We start from the raw sequence: 22,739 nt of genomic DNA on the forward strand, positions 1-22,739 counted from the left end.
GTAAGCGCTATAATTATATTATGGAACAATGTACCACATCGTGGAACGTTAAAAGAGGTGATGGATAGAGAAATTATTTTTTACCATTAAAAATGTAAGCGTATTCCAACTATTGAAAAGCAGCAGTATGACTTTAGCAGTAATGTTTTTCTGGCTTTATCTATCGTTAACTACTAAACAAGCAAGAAGAATTGGATGACGCGTTTAATGGTATTTGGAAAGGACTAAAATCCTTTTACAGAACTGTATAAGCTATTAGACTACATAATTACTTATATTATATGCAGCGTCTTTTTCGATTGCTTAATTACCTATATGGAAAGGTAAGGATGCCGAATGAAAATCATGAAGTCGATTGAGAAGATTCCAGGGGGCCTAATGCTGGTTCCGTTGTTTTTAGGAGCTATTATTCATACGTTTGCACCAAAATCAGGAGAGTATTTCGGTTCATTTACGAATGGGCTGATGACAGGTACAATTCCCATTCTTGCTGTTTGGTTTTTCTGCATGGGGGCAGGGATTAATTTAAAGTCGACAGGAGTAGTTTTGCGGAAATCAGGAACGCTGCTGGTGACAAAGATTGGGGTTGCATGGATTGTTGCCCTTTTGGCCGGAGCATTTTTGCCGGAAGGCGGAGTGCAGACAGGCTTTTTTGCCGGGTTTTCGATTCTGACACTTGTTGCGGCGATGGATATGACAAATGGTGGTTTATACGCGTCGATGATGCAGCAATATGGAACAAAGGAGGAGGCTGGGGCATTTGTTTTGATGTCGCTGGAATCCGGTCCTCTTGTGACGATGCTTATTCTTGGTTCAACTGGAATAGCGTTTGAGCCTCAGGCATTCGTCGGAGCGGTGCTTCCATTTTTGATTGGATTTATTTTAGGTAATCTAGATTCTGATTTCAGAAATTTTTTCAGCAAAGCTACACATACGATGATTCCGTTCTTTGGATTTGCGTTAGGTAATACGATTGATCTTGGCGTTATTGTGAAAACTGGCTTTGCCGGTATTTTACTAGGCATTCTTGTCATTGTTGTTACAGGCATTCCGTTAATGCTGGCTGACAAATATATTGGCGGAGGAAACGGAACGGCCGGAATTGCTGCATCAAGTACTGCTGGAGCAGCGGTTGCTAACCCGATGATTATTGCTAGCATGAAGCCTGAATTTATGCCAATTGCCCAGTCTGCAACGGCACTGGTCGCTGCATCTGTAATTGTTACGTCTATCCTAGTGCCGATATTGACTGCTTCCTGGTATAAATATATGCAAAAGAAAAATAAAACAAGCAGCGGTAGCGGCTTGGACTCACGGGCAATTTAGGAGCAGTTTCTTCCTATATATATAGAAGGAGTTGGTGAATGATGAGCAGGATTGTCACTGTAGGTGAACCGATGGCCCTTTTTGCTGCAGAGTATGAGGGGCTGTTGGAGGAAGCAGAGAAATTTAGTCGGTTTGTAGCAGGCGCAGAAGTAAACTTTTCAATTGGAATGGCTCGGCTAGGTCATCAAGTAACTTATATAACTAAGCTTGGAAATGATCCGTTTGGTAAAAATATTCAAACATTTTTAGAAAAGAACAATATTGATACTAGTTTTGTTTCCTATGATGATAAGCATGTTACAGGTATGCAATGGAAGCAAAAGGTTGTTAAGGGAGATCCAGAGGTGTTCTCTTTAAGAAAAAACTCAGCAGCCTCAAATATGGATATTCAATCAATCAGCTCCTTGCAGTTTGAGGATTTCGATCATCTGCATTTAACAGGCATTCCTCCCGCTTTATCTCCAAGCTGCCGGGAGTTGGTTTATGAATTGGCACAAAATGCTAAGCGATCAGGAGTACCGATATCGTTTGATCCTAATATTAGACCAGCTCTCTGGCCGGATAAACAAGAGATGGTTAAAGTGATTAATAACGTTGCAGTACTAGCAGATATTGTCTTCCCGGGAATGGAAGAGGGAAGGATTTTGACAGGCAGAGAAACGCCAGAGGGAATAGCCCAATTCTATCATGATGCTGGAGTAAAGACAGTAGTCATTAAACTCGGACCTCAAGGTGCTTTTACAAGCTCATTAGATAAGAGTTTCTATACAAAAGGCTTTAAGGTCAGCAAGGTGATTGATACGGTAGGGGCAGGCGATGGATTTGCGGTTGGGGTTACAAGTGCATTGCTGGAAAATCTGCCTTTGGAAGAAGCCATTATAAGAGGTACAGCCATCGGCGCACTTGCCGTGATGTCCCCTGGAGATAATGATGGACTGCCGGACAGGGAAAATCTGAATGCCTTTATGGAACTTAAATTAAACAGATAAACATAAAAAAAGAGCAATGGAATGCCTTGATAGGCAATCCTTGCTCTTTTTTTATGTTTATGAGCTGATCCAGCCGAAGTGCCGGGAAATTTCTGTACTGTATTGCTTTACTTTATCAACCAAGATGTCATTAACAGCATCCATTGTAACCCTTGTACTAGGGCCTGAGATGCTAAAGCTTGCGATAATGTTGCCTTCATGATTGTAAATAGGAGCGGCAATACAGCGTAAGTCTTTTTCATTTTCGATATTATCCAGTGCAAAACCTTGCAATTTCACCTTTTCAATTTCTTCTCGAAGACTTTCCTTTGAAGTAATAGTGGCAGGTGTCTTGCTTATGAATTCGATTTTGGACAGCAGTTCTTCCTGGATATCAGAATCAAGCCCTGATAACAGTACCTTGCCGACCGCTGTACAGTACATTGGCGCCCTGCTGCCGATACGGGAAAACATACGGATTGTTTGAGTGCTTTCAATCTTGTCCACATAAAGGACTTCTTCGCGATCTTTAATACATAGATGGATTGTTTCGTTTACTTCATTTGACAATTTAGAAAGAAAAGGCCTTGCTGTTTGGACGAGGGTATTGCTGTTTAAGAAGTTCCTAGCGAGAAACAGTGTCTGCAAACCTAATTTATATTTGTCCGTATCTGCATTCTTTTCCACATAGTTCATGTTTGTCAATGTTGCTAAGAGCCGGTGCACAGTGCTTTTGGAGAGTCCAACCTGTTCAGACAGCCGGGCGATTTGAAGTCCGTCTGGATATTCAGCCAGTTTGTTTAAGATGGTTAATGCTCTTTCAAGTGATTGAACGTTTGACATAGTTTTTACCTCTTCATCTAAGTCGGAATAGGACCATTTAAATCTATATTACGCCACATCCAATCTTTTGTAAATTAACGGATTAGCAGTAAAAATGACGGAAACAGGGATATATTTTAGGTTTTTCCTACTATAAAAATAGGTCTATAACCACTTTTTCGACAAATATGCACAAAAAACCCGCCTTTACAAAACCTTTACAAATGATTCAAACAGCATTAATAGTTTTCCCTTATTCTAATTCTTGTAGGACAAATCCAACATATCCTTAGGGGGAATTAAAGAAATGAAAAGTTTGAAAAAGCTAAGCCTGCTTCTGCTAGTTGCAGCACTAATGGCGTTCATTGCTGCATGCGGAGGAAATAACGACACAAGTGGATCTAACAATGATGATAATGGTTCAGAAGAAGAAGCACTGTCAGGCACTTTGACAATTTCAGGTTCATCTGCAATGCAACCATTGGTAGCAGCTGCTGCTGAAGAGTTTATGGCTGAGAATCCAGAAGTTGATATCCAAGTTAATGCTGGTGGTTCTGGTACAGGCTTATCACAAGTTTCTGAAGGTTCCGTTGATATTGGAAACTCTGACGTTTTCGCTGAAGAAAAAGAAGGAATTCCTGCTGATGAGCTAGTTGACCACAAAGTTGCTGTAGTTGGTATGACAGCTGCTGTTAACCCATCTGCTGGAGTTAAAGATATAACTAAAGAAGATTTAATTAAAGTATTTACAGGTGAAATCACTAACTGGAAAGACCTTGGCGGAGCTGATCAAAAAATCACTCTAGTAAACCGTCCTGATTCTTCTGGTACACGTGCTACTTTCAATAAATATGCATTAGACGGCGCTACACCTGCTGAAGGAGTTACAGAAGACTCTTCAAACACAGTTAAGAAAATCATCTCTGAAACAGAAGGAGCTGTAGGTTACCTTGCACTTTCTTACTTCACTGATGACACTGTAACACCACTTGCAATTGACGGTGTAGAAGCTACAGATGAAAACGTAAAATCTGGTAAATTCCCAGTTTGGGCTTACCAACATGCTTATACAAAAGGTGAACCTACTGGACTTGCTAAAGCGTTCCTTGACTACATGGCTGCTGATGAGCAAAAGCAATTGATTGAAGATCAAGGTTACATTCCTGGTGGCGACATGGACGTAGAGCGTGACGCTGAAGGAAATCAAAAATAAACGAAATAAGTAGGGGGCAATGCCAAGTTGGCGTTAGCCCCATTATGACGTAAATTAGGGGTGCTTCAAAAATTATGGAAAAGTCATCACTTCCTGTTAGGGAAAGATTAATTAAATCTAATAAAACAAGGCTTAATGGTGAGGTACGGGGTAGAGTTTTAGTAACATTATGTGCAATTATTATGATTTCTGCGACAATTGCAATCACAATTTTCCTAAGTACAAAAGGTTTACAGTCTTTCATTAAAAACGGTGTAAGTCCGATTGAGTTCTTAACCAGTACAAATTGGAATCCTACCGATCCAGAAAGCCCGATGTATGGGGCGCTGCCTTTTATCTTTGGTTCTTTCGCTGTAACAATGCTTGCGGCACTAGTTGCAGCACCACTTGGAATTGGAGGAGCTATTTTCATGACAGAAATCGCTCCGTCATGGGGGAAGAAGATACTTCAACCGGTAATTGAATTGCTAGTTGGTATTCCTTCCGTTGTTTATGGGTTCATAGGGCTTACAGTATTGGTGCCTTTTATCAGAGAGCATGTAGGCGGACTAGGTTTCAGCTTATTGTCTGGAACAATAGTTTTAGCAATCATGATCCTGCCGACAGTTACGACTATTGCAACAGATGCGATGGCAACATTGCCTAAATCATTGCGAGAAGGATCTTATGCACTTGGTGCAACAAGATGGCAAACAATCAGGAAAGTGCTTGTGCCAGCTGCACTGCCATCTCTTTTAACAGCAGTTGTTCTAGGTATGGCAAGAGCGTTTGGAGAAGCTTTAGCAGTTCAAATGGTTATTGGAAACACAAGAATTATTCCTGAAAGCATCTTAGATCCAGCCGGAACATTGACAACAATCATTACATTGAATATGGGTCATACAACATATGGAAGTATTGAAAACAATACTTTATGGTCAATGGGTCTGATTCTACTAATTATGTCATTCGCATTTATCTTGCTAATCCGTTATCTGTCATCTAGGAGGAAAATTTAATGAACAGCAGAGTTGCAGATCGTATCGCAACCAGTGTTTTTGTTGCGATAGCTATTGTTATTGTATCCGTACTTGTCGGATTGTTTTCATATATTTTGTTTAATGGCGTCAGCCACATCTCTCTTGATTTCCTGACTAATCCTTCCAGTAATGTTCGTGCAGGGGGCGGAATCAGAGATCAATTATTCAATTCATTTTATATTTTGTTTATCACAATGTTAATCACTGTTCCGCTTGGGGTTGGCGGCGGAATCTATATGGCAGAGTATGCAAAACCAGGTCGAGTAACAAATACAATTCGTACTTGTATCGAGGTGCTTGCATCACTTCCTTCTATTGTTATTGGTATGTTCGGTCTATTAATGTTTGTTAACTTAACTGGATGGGGCTATTCAATCCTTGGTGGTGCGTTGGCACTAACAGTGTTCAACCTGCCTGTTATGGTACGTGTAAGTGAAGATGCACTACGTTCTGTACCGCGTGATCAAAAAGAGGCTAGTCTTGCATTAGGAATTACACATTGGCATACAATTAAAACGATTCTGTTACCAACGGCATTTCCATCTATTCTAACAGGCGCTATTCTTGCTTCAGGAAGAGTGTTCGGAGAAGCAGCTGCTCTATTATTTACATCTGGATTATCAACACCAAGACTGGATTATGCAAACTGGAATCCATTCGTTGAAAACTCACCACTAAATATTTTCAGACCTGCAGAAACCTTAGCTGTTCATATCTGGTCTGTTAATACACAAGGGCTGATTCCAGACGTTGAGGATATCGCAAACGGTGCGTCCGCTGTATTGATTCTGTCTGTGCTGATTTTTAACCTAGGTGCTCGTATAATCGGAAGTTTAATCCATCGGAAACTTACAGCATCTAAATAACGATTAAGGATGATGAAAATGAATACAAGTACATTGCCAAGAACTGCCGTCCTTAACAGAGAACAGATTTCTGAAACGTCAGTTACAAATAAAGAGTTAATCCTTCAAGTGAAGGATTTAGACATATATTATGGAGAAAAACGTGCAGTAAATACAATTTCAATGGATATTGAAAAAAATTCAATCACAGCACTAATTGGACCTTCTGGCTGTGGTAAGTCGACATTCCTTCGCAGTATTAACAGAATGAACGACCTTATCCCTGGTGCTAAAGCAAAGGGAGAAATCCTGTACGAAGGCTTAAATATCCTTGGCGATAATATTGATGTTGTTGCCTTAAGAAAAGAGATCGGAATGGTATTCCAAAAGCCGAATCCATTCCCGAAATCAATCTATGAAAATATCGCTCATGCCTTGAAATTCTCTGGTGTTAAGAAAAAAAGTGAACTGGATGTTATTGTTGAAGAAAGTTTGACGAAAGCAGCACTTTGGGATGAAGTAAAAGACAGACTTCATAAATCTGCTTTATCATTGTCAGGCGGACAGCAGCAACGGTTATGCATCGCCCGTACAATTGCTATGAAACCATCGCTTATGCTTCTTGATGAGCCTTCTTCTGCTCTTGACCCTATTTCAAATGCGAAGGTCGAGGAGCTGATTGTAGAATTGAAGAAGGAATACTCCATTCTTATCGTTACGCATAACATGGGGCAGGCTTCGAGGATTTCGGATAAGACAGCTTTCTTCTTGAGCGGAGATTTAATTGAATTTGACGCGACAGAAAAGATCTTTACTAACCCATCTGTTAACAAGACAGAAGAATATATTTCCGGCCGATTTGGATAAGGAGGACTATCATGTCAACTGTTGTTGCGCAAGCACCTGTATTTGAAATAAATGACTTAAACCTTTGGTATGGTGACCACCATGCATTAAAAAATATCAATTTTCCAATAAACCGTAATGAGGTTACAGCTATTATCGGTCCTTCCGGCTGCGGAAAATCAACATTCATCAAAACGTTAAACTTGATGATTAACATGGTACCGAGTGTTAAGATGTCTGGGGAAATCAACTATAAGAACAAAAATATCATCAATAAAAAAATCGACCTCGTCGATCTTCGTAAAAATGTCGGAATGGTGTTCCAAAAGGGAAATCCATTTCCGCAGTCCATATTTGAAAATGTGGCTTATGGTCCGAAGATTCACGGTGAAAAACGAAAAAAAGCATTAGAAGAGATTGTGGAAAAATCACTTCGTGACGTTGCACTTTGGGATGAGGTAAAAGACCGTCTGCATAGTCCTGCTATGGGGCTATCTGGTGGACAGCAGCAGCGCCTTTGTATCGCAAGAGCTCTTGCGACAAAGCCGGATGTGCTGTTGATGGATGAGCCGACATCTGCACTTGACCCGATTTCAACATTGAAGATAGAAGAGCTGATGCTTGAACTGAAAGAAAAATATACAATTGTTGTTGTTACACATAATATGCAGCAGGCAGCACGTGTATCTGACAAGACGGCGTTTTTCTTAATGGGAGAGCTTGTTGAGATTGATGAAACATCTAAAATTTTCTCAAGACCAGCTGACCAAAGAACTGAAGACTATATTTCCGGACGTTTCGGATAAATTGGGGTGCGATGAATGAACACTAGGACGAATTTTGACAGCAATCTTAAAGAATTGAAGCAAAGCCTTTTAGATATGGCAGAGGAATCGGAATATGCCTTAAAGAAAGCAATGGCATCCTTGATTAACCAAGATTTGCAAAAGGCGGAAGAAGTGATAGAAGGAGATAACAAGATTGATGAGATGGAAAATAAAATCAATGATCAGGCAATCTTGTTAATCGCAAAAGAATCACCTGTAGCAACAGATTTAAGAAAGATTATTGTTGCCCTCAAAATTTCGTCTGAAGTCGAGCGGATTGCCGACATGGCTGTTAACATCGCCAAATCAACGATTCATATTGGCAAGGAGCAGCATATTAAAGACATAGTAGAAATCCCGCAAATGATGGAGAAGGCTTTAAATATGCTGAGAGAATCCTTGACAGCATTCTATACAGAGGATACGGTTATTGCCAAAGCAAGCGCAGAAAAGGATGACGAAATTGATGCTATGTACGGCAGACTCATCCAAGAATTAATGGGCTATATCCGTGAAAACCCGTCTGAAACAAAGCAGGTAACACAGCTTGCATTTGTTTGCAGATATATTGAAAGAATCGGTGACCATGTCACAAATATTGCCGAGAATGTCATCTATTTAGTGACAGGAAAAAGATACGATTTGAATAATTAATCAGCAGAGTTTTCTGCTGGTTTTTTTTATGTAATTAATGTGTAAAATTTCTGTAAATTTGTAGATAATGAGCGCTAAATCCTGCATATTGGTAAGTGGGTATATTGTCTTATTTATCATTATTTGCAGGAGGAAAGTCATGTCTGGTAAATGGAAATGGAAGCTGAAAACTAAGAAAAAAAGTAATACTGCCAAGCGGGCATGGTTTAAGAAAAAAAGTCTTGAAAAGGTGAAAAACATCTTTAAATGGAAAGACATTCAAATCCGTTCCAAGCTTTATTTACTGTTCGGTTTTAATGCCATTCTTTTCTTTGCTACAACTGTTATTGTCATTTTCCTGCTCAACATGGTTTGGGCAAAAACAGTCGATATTAAGAATCAAGGCGAAAAGGCGGCAGCAATTGAGGAGATAGGCTCACTTATCAGAGCAAAGGATATTCGGATTGCAGACTATATCACCTTCTTAAAAGAAGATGATATTAAAAGCTATCGGGAACTTCGGAATGAACTAAATGTATCGCTAGAAAGCTTAAATGAGACATTGGACAATAAGGAACAGCAGCAGCTGACAAAGAAAATAGAGGTAAATAATAAACGAATTGATGAGCTGTTCATCAGTGTTGTCGCACCTGCTGTTGTCAGGCTCGATGAACAGATATATACAGATGCGAGGATGGAAATAGCTCAGCTTCGCGAGGAAAATGCAGCAACACTTCAGGATTTAATCCAGGATGTGGAAGCAGACAGGAATAATACGATGCAGAATATGGAGCAAAGTATGACGCTGTTTGTTTGGCTGATAATCGGCGCCGCAGCTTTGTCTGCGATTTTCAGCGGCGTGTTTGTCTTCTTTGTATCCCGGTCACTTAAAAACAACTTGGCAAGGATTGTAGGAAGGGCCAAACGGGTCGCACAAGGTGACTTGGAGGAGGATGTGTCCACTTATGATGGCAAGGATGAAATAGGCCAGCTGGAGAAGGCAATCAGCGGTATGGTTGACAGCTTAAGGAAAATGGTGAATGGCATTGGAACTGCAGCTGTCTCTGTCCATAAGAACAGTGAGGAGCTTGCTCACAGTTCATCCAATGTGAAACATTCCAGTCAGCAAATTTCTGAAACGATGGCAGCACTGTCAGTCAGTGCAGAAAAACAGGGAGAAGGGACAGGCCAGCTGATCGCTGCATATAATTCTTTTAATACCCAGCTAGGAGTGGCAGCAGATAATGGAGCAATGGTGAACGAAGGCTCAGCAAAAGTACTCTCTGTGACACGGAGCGGCCATGAATCGATGAAGGAATCTATTAAACAGACGAATATTGTTTATGAAATGATCAGAAACACATATGAAGAAGTGCTGGGAATGGAAGAAAAGACAAGAAATATTCATACACTTGTTGAGTCCATTAAAGGGATTGCGGCTCAAACCAATCTATTAGCATTAAATGCGGCAATTGAGGCAGCTAGAGCTGGTGAGGCAGGCAGGGGTTTTGCGGTAGTCGCAAATGAGGTCAGAAAACTCGCCAATCAAGTGGAAGATTCGTTAGTAGAAATAAACAGTACTGTAATAGCTGTGCAAAATGTTTCTGAAGCAGTTTCTCGCTCTCTTAAGGACGGTTTCCAAGAATTAGAGGATGGAACGGCGAAAATAAGGAAAACTGGCGAAGGGCTTGAAACGATCAAATCAGAGGTAGAAGACATGGTTTGTAACATTGCTGTAATATCCAACACACTCGCAGACTTAATGGCTGGCTCAAAGGAGATAAAAGCGGGCGTGGAAGAAGCTGCAGAAGCCTCCCAAACCTTTGCTGCAGGAGCAGTTTCTTCGTCTGGATCGCTTCAGGAGCAGGATTCTGAGCTTGAACATATCTTTGCGAGGACGAATAAGATGCTGTCAGAAGCTAATAATCTATCTGCCCTTGTTAAGAATTTTAAGATGTAATCTAACTAGGCAGCTTGGTAAATAGTAGTATTTTTAATAGGAATTAAACCCATTTATAGCAGTATGTTCTAGCATGTAAGCGTTTTTTAAAGGAATTGACTTGCGAATTTAATAGAATTGTAATTTAACACCCCCTTTCATATGTTATAACTTAATGGAAAGGGGTTTTAAGATGAGTCTGATAAAAAAGATGATGGTTTTATCATTAATATGTGCTTCATTCTTTTCAACTACATTGATGGCACATGCAGAAACGAGTCAAGAAACACTTACAAATGGTAAAAGCAAACTAGAAGAGAAAGATAAATTGCTCGACGAAAAAGAGCAAGAACAGCAGCAGGCATCAAAAGAGCTTCAAGCTGTTCAAGACGAGCTGAAATCTACAGAAAGCCAATTAGAGGCAAGTAAAAATGAGATTTCAAGCATCGAAAGCAAGATAGAAGAAACGAAACAAAAGATAGAAGAGAAGAAAGAACAGATAGTTGTTTTAGAAGATAAAGTATTAGAACGTAAGGATGTTATGAAAGATAGACTCGTAACCTTACAAAACACAGATAAAACAAACATAATTATGGAAGTTATACTTAATGCTCAAGATTTATCCGATTTCTTAGATCGTGCAGCAGCTGTATCAGCTTTCTATAATGGAGATAAAGACCTTCTGGAACAGCAGCAGCAGGATCTTGAGACGATTGAAGCAGAGAAAAAGGATATTGATGCAAAAGAAGCAGAACTGCAGGAGAGTTATGAGTCTTTAGCTGAAAATCAAGCAGCTCTAGAAGAGAATCTCGAAAAAAGACAGGCAGCTGTAGAGAAGGCTAATAAGGAATACGAAAGCATCTCGAAAGAAATTGAGATTGCGGAGTCAGAAAAGGTAGCAATTCAAGCAGATTTGAAGAAAGCCGAAGAATCAATTAAGAAGCAGCAACAAGAGGCTGAGGCTCGCAAAAAAGCGATTGTACAGCAGCAAACAGCAGTTTCTGCTGAAACAACGGAGGCGCCGAAATCTTCCTCTTCATCTGCATCAAAATCAAAAGGTAAAAACAATTCAAGTTCTTCTTCAAAAGAAGAAAGCAGCAGTTCAAAGACAATCTATGTCTCTGCAACAGCGTACAGCCATGAGAGCACGAAGTCTGATTATACTGCGCTAGGGTATAACATTAAAAAGAATGCGAACATGAAGCTGATTGCGGTTGACCCGTCTGTTATTCCACTAGGTACTAAAGTATGGGTTGAAGGCTATGGAGAAGCAATTGCAGGTGACACTGGCGGTGCCATTAAAGGTCACAAAATTGATGTTCTCATGCCTAACAACAAAAAAGCGAAGGCCTGGGGTCGAAAAACAGTAAAAGTGAAAATCCTTGACTAATAAAGTTTAGGTGCAAAGCTCGCGCTTTGCACCTTTTTTGTCTTTGTATGAAATTTAGGAATATTTGAGAATTATTCTCAAAAATAACTGATTCATGCTATAATTACTTCTGGTCATGGAGCCAGAAAATAATGGAGAAAGACAGAGGGGTATATAAATGAAAAAAATCATGATGTTTATTTTGTTTAGTGTCCTATGCCTTGCAGGATGCGCAAGCAATGCAGATAAAGAAGAGCCAAAGGAAGAGAAAAAGGAACAGACACTTAAAGTGGCTTCCTTAATTCCTCCGATGACAGACATATTGGAAATAGCAAAGCCGCTGATGAAAGAGGAAGGCATTAATTTGGAGATTGTTGTTCTTAACGATAATGTTCAACCAAATAATGCCCTGCAAAACAAAGAGGTCGATGCTAACTTCTTTCAGCATGTTCCTTATATGGAGCAGTACAATCAAAACTCAAATGCAGATTTAGTAGCAGTACAGCCAATCTACCATGCAGTATATGGAGGATATTCTCCTAAGTATAAATCATTGGAAGACCTCCCGGATGGAGCTACTGTTGCAATTGCGAATGACCCGACAAATATCAGCAGATCTCTTGCGCTTATGGACAAATACGGGCTGATTAAGTTAAAAGATGGTGCAACTAGTACGACTGCAACAGAAGCAGATATCGCTGAAAACAAACATAACTTTGAAATCAAAAAAGTAGACTTACTTATGCTGGCACGTGTCTATGAAGATACAGACCTTACTATCATGACGCCTGCTTATGCAGAACCGCTAGGCTTAAAGCCGAACAAAGACGCTCTATTAACAGAAGGAGTAGAGTCTGCATTTGCCATCACGCTCGTAGCACGAGAGGATAATGCCGATTCTGAAGCAATCAAGCTTCTAGCAGAAAAAATGACTGGACCTGAAGTGAAGAAATTCTTAGAGGAAGACTATAAAGATTCAGCGTTGCCAGCATTCTAATACAAAAAAAGATCCAGCTAATTACTTAGCTGGATTTCAAATATATCTATTTCAAGGGGGAACTTGAAAAAGAGTTAGTGTCTTAACATATTCTTATTGTACCCTCTAATTATGAAGAAACTATGACAAAACTATCAACTTTTCATAACAAGTTTGTGAAGCTTTGAAGACTATAGGTTAATTAAAAAAGCAGTGTGTCTCTGTGAGGGAGAACACTGCTTTAATACTATCGTTTAATTAACGGAGCAAACTAGGGAGGATTTTCCGCTGACTGCCCTTTATATCATCTTTTGTATTCATACTTAGTCTACATACGAAAAAGCAGTGTTTCTCATAAAAGAAACACTGCTTTTTATTGCTGCTAAAGTTATTTCTTCAGCTTATTCCAAGTTTCATCAAGTGCTTTCATTGTTTCTTCTCTTGTACTTTCTTTGCCTACATAAGCTTGCAGGCTAGAACCAAATTCTTGGCCAGCACCGTCTGGATATTTCATGAACTGCCAAGTGTATGTTTTGCCTTCTTGAGAATACTTTTGAATCTCTGCGCCTAATGGACCGATATCATCAGCACTTGCTTCAATTGTTTTGAATGCAGGTACATATTTGAAGTCTTTTACTAACATTGTTTTAGCTGTATCAGAAGTAACAGTCCAGTTTAAGAAATCTAGAGCCGCTTCTTTATCAGCATCTGGAGCGCCATTGTGAACAACCCAGTTAGTTGGAACGTCTACCATCAATTTGTCTGATTGTGCTTCATCATCGCTAAGCGGCATTGGAATAAAGCCGACTTCCATATTAGGGCTCAATTTATCCAGCATCGGCTGAATCCAGTTTCCTTGTTGAATCATTGCTGCTTCACCTGTAGCGAATAAAGTGACCTGTGTATTATAGTCAGTTGTTAAAGGATTTTTGTTACCATTATCCAGTGTCAAGTCCAATAGATCAAAGTACTTGTTAAAATACTCATTGCCCTCAATCTTGCTCGTGCCATCATTCAAGCCTTTAATGAACGCATCTGCATCATCTTGATAAGCAAAAGGTACATTCAAGCCGTGGTTTGCAAGCACCCACCACTCGCCATAGCCGATTGAGAAAGGAGTAATGCCCGCAGATTTTAGTTTCTCTGCTGCTGCTTCTAACTCAGTGAAAGTAGTAGGAAGGTCTGTGATGCCTGCTTTTTTGAATAGCTCTTTATTATAAGCGAAGCCGTAACCTTCTAAGTTTACTGGCTGACCGTAAAGTTTCCCATCAATTGTCATTGGAACTAAGGCACTTTCATAAGCATCCTTCACCCATGGCTGATCAGATAAATCCTCGAGCTTATCCTTCCAAGTAATTGCTTCCTGGTAGCCGCCATTACCAAAAATATCTGGAGCTTTATTAGAAGCAAATTTAGCTTTCAGAGCAGCTGCTCCGTCTGCACCGCCTCCGACAGATTCGATATTAAAGGATACGTCAGGATGTTCTTTTGTATATGCATCTGTTAATGCTTTTAATTGATCAGCAATTTCAACTTTCCCGTTGAATATATCAACAACTACTTTTCCGTCCTTGCTGCCTGAGCTATCAGAAGCAGTTTCATTAGAACATGCTGTTGCAAGAAGAAGTGTTGCTGATAATACACCTGCTGCTAGTGAATATTTTTTGAATTTAAAACCCATTGGTTTCCCCTCCTGAATTTTAGGAAAAATTTTATATGGATCTCCATCCTTTAAAAAGGATGGAGGCTGATCCCGAATGTAGCTGTGCTTATTTGATAGAACCGCTTGTGATACCTTTGATAATATGTTTTTGCATCGCAAAGAAGAAAATCAATAATGGAATGATGCCGAGCATTAATGCGGCTAGTGCTAGATCCCATTGCTTTGTATATTGGCCAAAGAAGAAGAAGGTAGCCAAAGGAATTGTCCGCAATTCTGGATTCTGCAAGACAAGGGATGGAAGCAGATAATCATTCCAAATCCATAAGCTGTTAAGGATAACAATTGTTACAGTGATTGGCTTTAACAGCGGGAAGACGATGCGCCAGAATAAACCGAAACGTGAACATCCATCGATAATTGCAGCTTCTTCTAATTCCACTGGTATTCCTTTAATGAATCCGTGATATAAGAAGATAGTCATACCTGATCCAAATCCTAAGTACATGATGACAAGCCCCCAGATGCTGTTCAGCAAGTTCAGGTTGCCGGCTGTCTTAATTAATGGAATCATGATGGATTGGAACGGGATAATCATTGCAGCAACAAAGGACATAAAGATGATATTAGAAATTTTCTTTTTAGTCCTTACAAGCATATACGCAGCCATTGAACAGAACACAACTAATACAATATTGCTTGCGATGGTGATAATTAAAGAGTTGCTTAGTACCTTTAAGTAATCAAGCTTTTCAAATGCACTTACATAGTTTTGGAACTGAAGCACCTTAGGCAATGCTGATGTATTCGTCAAAATTTCAGCAAATGGCTTTAAGGAGTTGGCGATTACATAATAGAATGGTACGAGAAACACAAGTCCAATCAGTATCGCGAATATTTCCAGAATAAAGGTTTTTCCAGTATATTTGCTGCCCATTAGGATTCAACCTCCTTCTTCTTAGACAGTGTAACTTGAAGGACAGAGATTGTTGCCACAACAAGGAAGAATATTAATGCTTTTGCTTCGCCAATTCCGTAGCGGTTGTTAACAAATGCTTCTGTGTAAATGTTAAGCGCTAACATTTCTGTTGACTTAAATGGGCCACCATTTGTCAGGGACAGGTTTGCGTCAAAGATTTTGAAGGAAGACGCAGTTGTTAAGAACAGACAGATTGTTACCGCTGGCGCAACTAAAGGTAAAGTGATATGACGCAATATTTGCCATTTATTTGCTCCGTCAATCTTAGCTGCTTCAATAAGCTCTTGCGGAACATTTTGTAATGCAGCAATGTAAATAATCATAATATATCCAGCACCTTGCCAGACGCTGACAATAACAATTCCCCAGAATGCGGTATTTGCATCTCCGAGCCATGCCAGCTCAAAGAGCGGAATGCCAGTTAACTCTCCAATTGAAGCGAAGCCTCTTACAAAGATGAACTGCCAGATGAATCCTAGCAATAAGCCTCCAAGAAGATTCGGCATGAAGAAAACTGTCCGAAGAATATTTCTTGTTTTCAGCATTTGTGTAACTAAAAGTGCTAAGCCGAAGCCAATTAAATTCGTCAATACAATGGCGACAATTGTATACTTTGTCGTCAGCAGGAATGACGCTTGAAATTGCTTATCCTCTGTAAACAAGTATTTAAAATTATCCAGTCCAACCCATTTTACTTGTCCTGTAATGCCGTTCCAATCAGTAAAAGAATAATAGATTCCGGTAAAGAATGGGATTAAGACAATAATGGTAAAGGCGAGAAACACAGGACCCACAAATAGTGTGAACAGCCCTGCATTTTTCAGTCTCTTTTTCTTGGCTGTTGTAATAGGCTTTTTGGTATTTCTGTTAATAGGTGTAACAATAGTGGAATTATTATGTTCCTCTAATTTATTTTGGTTGTTCACTTTCCGCACCTCCTGTATGTATAATGTAAGTTATAAAATGATTTTATGAAACGGCTTACATTGACGACAAGGGTGGAAAATATTAAACCGCCCTTTTTAGGCGCGGTGATGATAATAGAGATATATTAAATAGGAAGAGTGTGCACAAAGCAGATAAAAGTTGCTCATACTTCCACACTTATGCTCGTACATATAGAAGGGAGGGCAGGTCAGGAGAGAACACCTTTGAACTGCTGACCAGATTAATGAGATGGGGAATCCGGAAAAAACTGATACTGCTGCTGATGATAGCGACCATTCTTCCTTTTGGAACGGGGATTATCATCACCTATTATTATACGATTGACTCTATTAAGGAAAGGTCTGTCACAACTAACTATGACTTTATTAAAAAGGGAGAAGAGGAGCTTTCTGTTTATTTAGAGGATATTGCGCAGATGTCTTCTGTATTGTACCGGTATACTCCTTTCATGAATGTGCTTGTAAATGGGATTGAGGATGACAGTTCTGTTAATGAGGAGGAGGTAAGACGACTGCTGGCGTACTTGTTTAACACAAGAACAGAAATTGAACAGATGCATCTGTACATTGATAATGGGAAAGATTCTTATACAAATTATCATAGTAAAATCAGCGGCAGGGTAAAGTATGAAAATGTTTTTGACCATCCGTACTATGCGCAATTTAAGACAAACAAGGCGGACTATTCTCTTATTGAAGCACCGCATGAAATTTACAGCTATAATAATATCTCTGAAATTCCCAATTCAGAGAAAAATAATGTCTTAAGCTTTCATAATATAATCCGCAATATACCTGCAGAGGATTTCCTAGGTTATTTGTCGATTGACATCAATCTTTCGAGGATTGAGAGCATCGCCGAGCGCCTGTACACAGCAGGAGAAGAGGATTTATATATTGTTGATGACAAGAAAAAGATTATCTATTCTTCAACCAAAGAGGAAATTGGCAATGGAATGACAGAGGCTTGGTATGAAAAGATGCTTGATACGCGTGCAGAACAAAGCTATGAGTGGGAAGATGACGAGTTTTCCGGTGTAATCGTATTCCAGAAGTTCTCAGTTCAAGAGAATGACTGGTATATAGCAAAACGTATTCCGTATGCAATTTTATACCAGACTGCAAGAGAAACGGTTGTTATGAATAGTTTAATAGGAGTTATTGCTTTGGCAATCGTGCTGTTGGTCACATCACTCGTATCGGTAAAGGTGACAGCGCCGATTAAAGTGCTGATTGCCAATATGAAAAAAGTTGAAAGCGGTCAGCTGGAAGCAGACTTCGATTCTTTAGGCAATGACGAAATCGGGATGCTTGGGAAGCACTTTAAATCAATGATCGGAAAAATTAACTTGCTGATTGATAAAGAGTATAAGTTAGAAATCGAAAATAAGGCGTCACAGCTGAGGGTATTGCGGTCTCAGATAAATCCTCACTTTTTGTATAACAGCCTACAGTCGATAGGTACACTTGCATTAAAGTCGAAGGCAGCAAATGTATACTCCTTGTTGACATCCTTATCGAATATAATGCGGTACAGCATGAATATGCAGGAGGATATTGTTCCATTTTCGATGGAAATAAAGCATGTACAAGCATATTTATCGCTGCAAAAGCAGCGCTTTGATGAACAGTTTGAATTCAATATCCATGTATCACCAGGCCTTGGAAATATCCTTGTCCCGAAAATGATTTTGCAGCCAATCGTTGAAAACTGCTTTAAACATGGGTTTGCAGATCAAGTTAAGCTGGCAACAATCACTATTCAAGCTTCGTTATTGAACGATTATATTGTTTTGTCGGTCAGTGATAATGGTAAAGGAGCTAGCATGGAGGAGCTTCAGGAAATCAGGCAGAAGCTCTATAAGAAGGGGAATATAGCAGAACCTGGACAAAGGGAATCAATCGGACTTAAGAATATTTATGAACGAATCCAGATTTATTATGGAAATCAAGCTGAGATGATTATCAGCGGTAAGGAAGATCAAGGATTCATGGTAGAAATATATATTCCAAAGATAATTAATGGGGTGCAGGAACAATGAAAGTTTTGATTGTGGATGATGAAAAGCATGTCAGGGAAGGCATTCGGCTTCTTGCAAATTGGGAAGAGAACAATATTAATGAGATCTATGAGGCAAGCAATGGGGAAGATGCAATCGAGCTTATTGAACGCTACAAGCCAGAGTTGATTTTTTCTGATATGAAGATGCCGAAAATGGATGGAACGAAATTGCTGGAATGGATTAAGCAAAATCAGCCGACTAGCAAGACTGTCGTCATTACAGGCTATGATGACTATGATTACATGCGAAAAGCCATTCATTTCAACAGCTTTGATTATTTACTAAAACCTGTAGATCCAGAGATATTAAATAATACCCTGAAGAATGCCGTGGAAAGATGGAACGAAGAAGAAGTGGACAGGAAAAGGAAGGTGAATTCAGATCAGCTTATTAATAAGATGAAGCCAGCATACCGGGACAGAAAGCTGACCCATTTTTTAACAAGCAGATCTGTCAATGAAGAGGTCTTACGCGAATTCCAATTCTATTTAGCAAGTGAATACAGGGTTGCTGTTATGTGCATCACAGAAAAAACAATTGAACAGTTTAACAGAGACAGGGAGTTAGCTTACTTTTCCATCTTGAATATTATCACGGAGGCACTTAGTGAAAGAAGGAGCGGGATTGCGTTTCGCTATCTGGCTAATAAAGGTGAAATCGCGATTATCCTGTGGAATAAATCGGAGGATGTTGACCCTTTACTCACAGAAATTTATAAAAAAATTCAGCATACATTTGAAGTTTCCTGTCCGATTGCAGTTGGCGGTCCTGTCGGGGAGCTTGCGAAATTAATGGACTCTTATGAGGCGGGGAAAGAGCTGCTATATTCCATGAATGTTTTAGAAAAGCGTGCAGTTAGGGTGTACAGCGGGTCTTTGCTGCCAAAGCTAGAATGGAAAAGTTTAATGAAGCACAACTCAGCGATTAAAATGGCGATGCAGACAGGAGAAATTGGTGCTTTTCGAGAATTATTAGAGCAAGTTGCAGCAGAATATACCGAAAATGGATTTCTATCATGGAAGCAGCTTTTACATTTTGAGAAGGAATATAGAGTCGTCGGAGAACGGTGGTATAAGAACTATCAAATAGCTTTCCCGGAGGCATGGGAAAGTGCTGAAAACAGAACAGATAGCTTTTTTGAGTCAGATGGAAGCTTTCAGCTAGAAGCATATAAAACATATATAAAAAGAGAAATTGCTGTGTTTCTGAAAAAGGTGAAGCGGGCTTCTGCAACGAAAGAAAGCAGCATCATCTACGAGATTGAAAAGTATTTGCACGCGAATTTCAACAGAGATGTCAAATTACAGGAGCTTTCCGAACGCTTTTTTATCAGCAGGGAATATATCTCAAGAAAATTTAAAAAGGAATTCCAAGTAACCATTACGGATTACTTAACGAAAATCAGGATTGAAAAGGCTAAATCCCTGCTTGTAAACAGCTCGCTAAAGATATATGAGATTGCCAGTATGATAGGCTATCAGGATGACAAGTACTTCCGCAAGCTGTTTAAGAAAACAGTTGGTGTCACTCCAAATGAATATAGAGATGCACAAATCACCAATACGTTAAAGTAAATTAAAAGTAACGTCTATATTGTTTTAATCACTAATATAAGGGTAAAGGGAAGTTCAATATATTCCACCCTATTTGCTCAATGTAAGCAGTTTCAATCTGGGGGATATGCTTTAAAATATAAAGGAAACATATCAATTATTAAAAAGGCTTTTTTGTAAACTAGCAGAGTGTTTGGACTTTTTAAAATAGATGAGGTGCATATAGATGAACAAAAAATGGTGGAAAGAATGCGTAGCCTATCAAGTATATCCGCGAAGCTTCATGGACAGCAACGGCGATGGAGTGGGAGATTTAAAGGGAGTTACCTCCAAGCTTGATTACTTGAAAGAGTTAGGCATTGATGTTATTTGGCTATCCCCGATGTTTAAATCACCGAATGATGACAATGGTTATGATATCTCAGATTATCAGGATATTATGGAGGATTTCGGTACGATGGAAGACTTTGATGAGCTTCTTCACGAGGTACACGCTAGAGGGATGAAGCTTATACTTGATTTGGTTATTAATCATACGAGTGATGAGCATCCTTGGTTTATTGAATCTCGTTCATCTAAGGACAATCCAAAACGAGATTGGTATATATGGAGAGATGGCAAGGATGGGAAAGAGCCGAATAACTGGGAATCGATTTTCAGCGGCTCTGCCTGGAAATATGATGAGGAAACAGAGCAATACTTCATGCATATATTCTCGGGGAGACAGCCTGATTTAAACTGGGAAAACCCTGAGGTGCGGGAAGCTCTCTATAACATGGTTAACTGGTGGCTTGATAAGGGGATAGACGGTTACCGGGTTGATGCTATTTCTCATATTAAAAAAGCACCAGGCTTGCCGGATTTATACAATCCTGACCATTTGGAATATGTTCCGAGTTTTCCTTACATGATGAATGTACACGGAATTGATGAGTTCTTAACAGAATTTGCTGATAAAACAATCAAAAACTATGACATTATGACAGTCGGAGAAGCAAATGGTGTCGGCCTTGATGATGCGGACAAATGGGTAGGCGAAGAAAACGGTTATTTCAACATGATATTTCAGTTTGAGTTCTTAAGTTTATGGAATAAAGATGATGAAGACAAAGTCGATATTATTGCCTTAAAAAAGGTGCTGTCCAAATGGCAAAAGGGTTTAGAAGGCCGAGGCTGGAATGCTTTGTTTATCGAAAATCACGATCAGCCGCGCAGGGTGTCTTCCTGGGGAAATGATAAGCGCTATTGGAAAGAGAGCGCGAAAATGCTTGCATCTATGTATTTCTTAATGAAGGGAACACCATTTATTTATCAAGGTCAGGAAATTGGCATGACAAATGTTCAATTCCCTTCTATTGATGATTATGATGATGTTGGCATGGTTAACTTCTATAAAGTGGAATCGGAAAAGGGAGTTCCTCACGAGGATATTATGAAGGTTGTCTGGAAGCAGGGCCGTGATAATGCCCGGACGCCGATGCAATGGAATGCAGAAAATATGGCTGGCTTTACAACATCAAACCATACATGGATAGGAGTAAATCCTAATTATCTGGAAATCAATGTAGCTAATCAAGAGCAGGACCCTGATTCCATCCTTTCGTTTTATAAAGAGCTGATTAAACTGAGAAAAGGAAGCCCTCTGTTCACTTACGGAAGCTACCAGCTTTATTTGGCGAATCATCCAAGATTATTTGTATACACTAGAACTTTAGGTAAAAGAAAGGCTATCATTATTAATAACTTCAGTGATAAGCCGACCATTTTCAAGGTTCCATCAGAGCTTGTGTATCAATATTCTGAGCTGGCTTTAACTAATTATGAGGTTAAGGATAAAAAGCTCCGCAAGAAAACAGCTCTTAAACCATTTGAGACAAGAGTATACTTTATTTCATAACTTGCTTGCATAAGGAAGGCTTAGCCAAAGAGGGCTAAAGCCTTTTTTTGTTTGTATATAATATGTTTATGTGTATAGTTGGTTGTAGGATTAAACAGTTAAGAAAGGAGCGGGGAGAATGAAGGGAAAAGATTATGACAAAATACTGCGTATCAAGACAGAAGGAGAGCAGGCAGGCTTCAACAGCTCCTTCCATTACCACCGTTATGAACCGACACCATATGGGTATTTGACAGCATTTTTTGAGGAGTACAAGCTAAAAGAAGCAGATCGTATTGTTGACTTCGGATCGGGGAAAGGGAGACTGCTATTTTTGCTTCACCATTTATTCCAAACCACAGGCATTGGTATCGAGATGAATGAGCAGTTCCATACAGAGGCTATAACCAATAAATCGAGCTATTTTGCTAACAAGAAAAAGCAGGGAGAGCAAATACAGTTTCTCTTATGTAAAGCAGAGGATTACGCAATCCATCCTAATGATACTATCTTTTATTTCTTTAATCCTTTTTCTGTGCAGATCTTTCGGAAAGTCATCAATAATATTTTACTGTCTGCAGAGCAGCATGCCCGAGCTATCAGAATCATCTTATATTATCCATCAGATGAGTATATTTACTTATTAGATGAGCACCCGTCCTTTGTGAGGGAAGCTGAATTTTTCGTGCCTGCAGTGCATGAGGATTTGAGAGAGAAATTCCTTGTTTATAGCCATACGTAAAGAGAAGTACAAAGTTATCAAAATTGGAAGAAAATGCTGTAGCTACATCTCTTGTAGAACAAACCATTATCCTATATAGTCATAGATAAATAGTATAAAAGTCGTAGGATTAAAGTTTGTAATGGCAAAATAAACT

The 22,739-nt window shown here is 39.4% G+C and carries 19 protein-coding genes; 15 read left to right on the forward strand and 4 right to left on the reverse strand.

The features are described from left to right. Positions 1–336: 336 nt before the first annotated feature. Both kdgT and L8T27_RS02220 read left to right on the forward strand, forming a co-directional pair. Positions 337–1,326, forward strand: a complete 990-nt coding sequence (gene kdgT / locus L8T27_RS02215) for a 2-keto-3-deoxygluconate transporter (RefSeq protein WP_237940640.1) — start codon at positions 337–339, stop codon at positions 1,324–1,326. 41 nt (positions 1,327–1,367) lie between these two features. Further along, positions 1,368–2,315, forward strand: a complete 948-nt coding sequence (locus L8T27_RS02220; protein WP_411411481.1) for a sugar kinase — start codon at positions 1,368–1,370, stop codon at positions 2,313–2,315. Positions 2,316–2,372: 57 nt separating this feature from the next. Here L8T27_RS02220 and L8T27_RS02225 read toward each other — a convergent pair whose 3' ends face one another. Further along, positions 2,373–3,137: an IclR family transcriptional regulator gene (locus L8T27_RS02225; RefSeq protein ID WP_237940642.1), complete on the reverse strand. Its 765-nt coding sequence runs from the start codon at positions 3,135–3,137 to the stop codon at positions 2,373–2,375. A gap of 286 nt (positions 3,138–3,423) precedes the next feature. Between L8T27_RS02225 and L8T27_RS02230 the strand changes: the two genes are divergently transcribed. The 9 genes from L8T27_RS02230 (at position 3,424) to L8T27_RS02270 (ending at position 12,804) form a co-directional block, all read left to right on the forward strand. After that, on the forward strand, positions 3,424–4,329 hold the full coding sequence (locus L8T27_RS02230) for a phosphate ABC transporter substrate-binding protein (RefSeq protein ID WP_233316246.1): 906 nt from the start codon (positions 3,424–3,426) through the stop codon (positions 4,327–4,329). A 74-nt stretch (positions 4,330–4,403) separates the two neighbouring features. Beyond that, positions 4,404–5,327: a phosphate ABC transporter permease subunit PstC gene (pstC, locus tag L8T27_RS02235; RefSeq protein ID WP_233316247.1), complete on the forward strand. Its 924-nt coding sequence runs from the start codon at positions 4,404–4,406 to the stop codon at positions 5,325–5,327. Beyond that, positions 5,327–6,214: a phosphate ABC transporter permease PstA gene (pstA, locus tag L8T27_RS02240; protein ID WP_233316248.1), complete on the forward strand. Its 888-nt coding sequence runs from the start codon at positions 5,327–5,329 to the stop codon at positions 6,212–6,214. Before pstC ends, pstA begins: the two co-directional genes overlap by 1 nt. An 18-nt stretch (positions 6,215–6,232) precedes the next feature. Next, complete coding sequence (gene pstB / locus L8T27_RS02245; RefSeq protein WP_237940643.1) at positions 6,233–7,060, forward strand: phosphate ABC transporter ATP-binding protein PstB; 828 nt, start codon at positions 6,233–6,235, stop codon at positions 7,058–7,060. 11 nt (positions 7,061–7,071) lie between these two features. Next, complete coding sequence (pstB, locus tag L8T27_RS02250; protein ID WP_233316250.1) at positions 7,072–7,845, forward strand: phosphate ABC transporter ATP-binding protein PstB; 774 nt, start codon at positions 7,072–7,074, stop codon at positions 7,843–7,845. Positions 7,846–7,860: 15 nt separating this feature from the next. Then, entirely contained in the window at positions 7,861–8,520 is a 660-nt protein-coding gene (gene phoU / locus L8T27_RS02255) for a phosphate signaling complex protein PhoU (protein WP_233316251.1), read from the forward strand. A 139-nt stretch (positions 8,521–8,659) separates the two neighbouring features. Continuing rightward, positions 8,660–10,459, forward strand: a complete 1,800-nt coding sequence (locus L8T27_RS02260; RefSeq protein ID WP_237940646.1) for a methyl-accepting chemotaxis protein — start codon at positions 8,660–8,662, stop codon at positions 10,457–10,459. A 172-nt stretch (positions 10,460–10,631) separates the two neighbouring features. Then, the gene (locus tag L8T27_RS02265) at positions 10,632–11,828 is read left to right on the forward strand and encodes a 3D domain-containing protein (protein ID WP_237940648.1); all 1,197 of its coding nucleotides are present in this window, start codon (positions 10,632–10,634) and stop codon (positions 11,826–11,828) included. A 157-nt stretch (positions 11,829–11,985) separates the two neighbouring features. Beyond that, the gene (locus L8T27_RS02270; protein ID WP_233316254.1) at positions 11,986–12,804 is read left to right on the forward strand and encodes a MetQ/NlpA family ABC transporter substrate-binding protein; all 819 of its coding nucleotides are present in this window, start codon (positions 11,986–11,988) and stop codon (positions 12,802–12,804) included. Between the two features lie 367 nt (positions 12,805–13,171). Here L8T27_RS02270 and L8T27_RS02275 read toward each other — a convergent pair whose 3' ends face one another. The 3 genes from L8T27_RS02275 to L8T27_RS02285 all read right to left on the reverse strand — a co-directional run bounded on the left by L8T27_RS02275 (position 13,172) and on the right by L8T27_RS02285 (position 16,348). Next, positions 13,172–14,464: an ABC transporter substrate-binding protein gene (locus tag L8T27_RS02275; protein ID WP_233316255.1), complete on the reverse strand. Its 1,293-nt coding sequence runs from the start codon at positions 14,462–14,464 to the stop codon at positions 13,172–13,174. A gap of 88 nt (positions 14,465–14,552) precedes the next feature. Then, positions 14,553–15,380: a carbohydrate ABC transporter permease gene (locus L8T27_RS02280; RefSeq protein ID WP_233316256.1), complete on the reverse strand. Its 828-nt coding sequence runs from the start codon at positions 15,378–15,380 to the stop codon at positions 14,553–14,555. Beyond that, entirely contained in the window at positions 15,380–16,348 is a 969-nt protein-coding gene (locus L8T27_RS02285) for a carbohydrate ABC transporter permease (protein WP_237940650.1), read from the reverse strand. Before L8T27_RS02285 ends, L8T27_RS02280 begins: the two co-directional genes overlap by 1 nt. Before the next feature lie 245 nt (positions 16,349–16,593). Between L8T27_RS02285 and L8T27_RS02290 the strand changes: the two genes are divergently transcribed. From L8T27_RS02290 to L8T27_RS02305, 4 genes are all read left to right on the forward strand, one after another. Then, entirely contained in the window at positions 16,594–18,411 is a 1,818-nt protein-coding gene (locus tag L8T27_RS02290) for a cache domain-containing sensor histidine kinase (RefSeq protein ID WP_237940653.1), read from the forward strand. Further along, positions 18,408–20,006 (forward strand): response regulator, encoded by a 1,599-nt coding sequence (locus L8T27_RS02295; protein WP_233316259.1) that lies wholly within the window; start codon positions 18,408–18,410, stop codon positions 20,004–20,006. Before L8T27_RS02290 ends, L8T27_RS02295 begins: the two co-directional genes overlap by 4 nt. Positions 20,007–20,211: 205 nt before the next feature. Beyond that, positions 20,212–21,882, forward strand: a complete 1,671-nt coding sequence (locus tag L8T27_RS02300; RefSeq protein ID WP_237940655.1) for a glycoside hydrolase family 13 protein — start codon at positions 20,212–20,214, stop codon at positions 21,880–21,882. 118 nt (positions 21,883–22,000) lie between these two features. Beyond that, on the forward strand, positions 22,001–22,603 hold the full coding sequence (locus L8T27_RS02305) for an SAM-dependent methyltransferase (RefSeq protein ID WP_237940656.1): 603 nt from the start codon (positions 22,001–22,003) through the stop codon (positions 22,601–22,603). Positions 22,604–22,739 lie beyond the last annotated feature (136 nt).

Origin of the sequence: Niallia sp. Man26 (assembly GCF_022049065.2) — a bacterium.
In the GTDB taxonomy this organism is placed as follows: Bacteria; Bacillota; Bacilli; order Bacillales; family Cytobacillaceae; genus Niallia.

Excerpts from the sequence above, each read along its gene's own strand:
- kdgT (WP_237940640.1), top strand. The coding sequence starts at position 337 with ATGAAAATCATGAAGTCGATTGAGAAGATTCCAGGGGGCCTAATGCTG.
- L8T27_RS02220 (WP_411411481.1), top strand. The coding sequence starts at position 1,368 with ATGAGCAGGATTGTCACTGTAGGTGAACCGATGGCCCTTTTTGCTGCA.
- L8T27_RS02225 (WP_237940642.1), bottom strand. The coding sequence starts at position 3,137 with ATGTCAAACGTTCAATCACTTGAAAGAGCATTAACCATCTTAAACAAA.
- L8T27_RS02230 (WP_233316246.1), top strand. The coding sequence starts at position 3,424 with ATGAAAAGTTTGAAAAAGCTAAGCCTGCTTCTGCTAGTTGCAGCACTA.
- pstC (WP_233316247.1), top strand. The coding sequence starts at position 4,404 with ATGGAAAAGTCATCACTTCCTGTTAGGGAAAGATTAATTAAATCTAAT.
- pstA (WP_233316248.1), top strand. The coding sequence starts at position 5,327 with ATGAACAGCAGAGTTGCAGATCGTATCGCAACCAGTGTTTTTGTTGCG.
- pstB (WP_237940643.1), top strand. The coding sequence starts at position 6,233 with ATGAATACAAGTACATTGCCAAGAACTGCCGTCCTTAACAGAGAACAG.
- pstB (WP_233316250.1), top strand. The coding sequence starts at position 7,072 with ATGTCAACTGTTGTTGCGCAAGCACCTGTATTTGAAATAAATGACTTA.
- phoU (WP_233316251.1), top strand. The coding sequence starts at position 7,861 with ATGAACACTAGGACGAATTTTGACAGCAATCTTAAAGAATTGAAGCAA.
- L8T27_RS02260 (WP_237940646.1), top strand. The coding sequence starts at position 8,660 with ATGTCTGGTAAATGGAAATGGAAGCTGAAAACTAAGAAAAAAAGTAAT.
- L8T27_RS02265 (WP_237940648.1), top strand. The coding sequence starts at position 10,632 with ATGAGTCTGATAAAAAAGATGATGGTTTTATCATTAATATGTGCTTCA.
- L8T27_RS02270 (WP_233316254.1), top strand. The coding sequence starts at position 11,986 with ATGAAAAAAATCATGATGTTTATTTTGTTTAGTGTCCTATGCCTTGCA.
- L8T27_RS02275 (WP_233316255.1), bottom strand. The coding sequence starts at position 14,464 with ATGGGTTTTAAATTCAAAAAATATTCACTAGCAGCAGGTGTATTATCA.
- L8T27_RS02280 (WP_233316256.1), bottom strand. The coding sequence starts at position 15,380 with ATGGGCAGCAAATATACTGGAAAAACCTTTATTCTGGAAATATTCGCG.
- L8T27_RS02290 (WP_237940653.1), top strand. The coding sequence starts at position 16,594 with ATGAGATGGGGAATCCGGAAAAAACTGATACTGCTGCTGATGATAGCG.
- L8T27_RS02295 (WP_233316259.1), top strand. The coding sequence starts at position 18,408 with ATGAAAGTTTTGATTGTGGATGATGAAAAGCATGTCAGGGAAGGCATT.
- L8T27_RS02300 (WP_237940655.1), top strand. The coding sequence starts at position 20,212 with ATGAACAAAAAATGGTGGAAAGAATGCGTAGCCTATCAAGTATATCCG.
- L8T27_RS02305 (WP_237940656.1), top strand. The coding sequence starts at position 22,001 with ATGAAGGGAAAAGATTATGACAAAATACTGCGTATCAAGACAGAAGGA.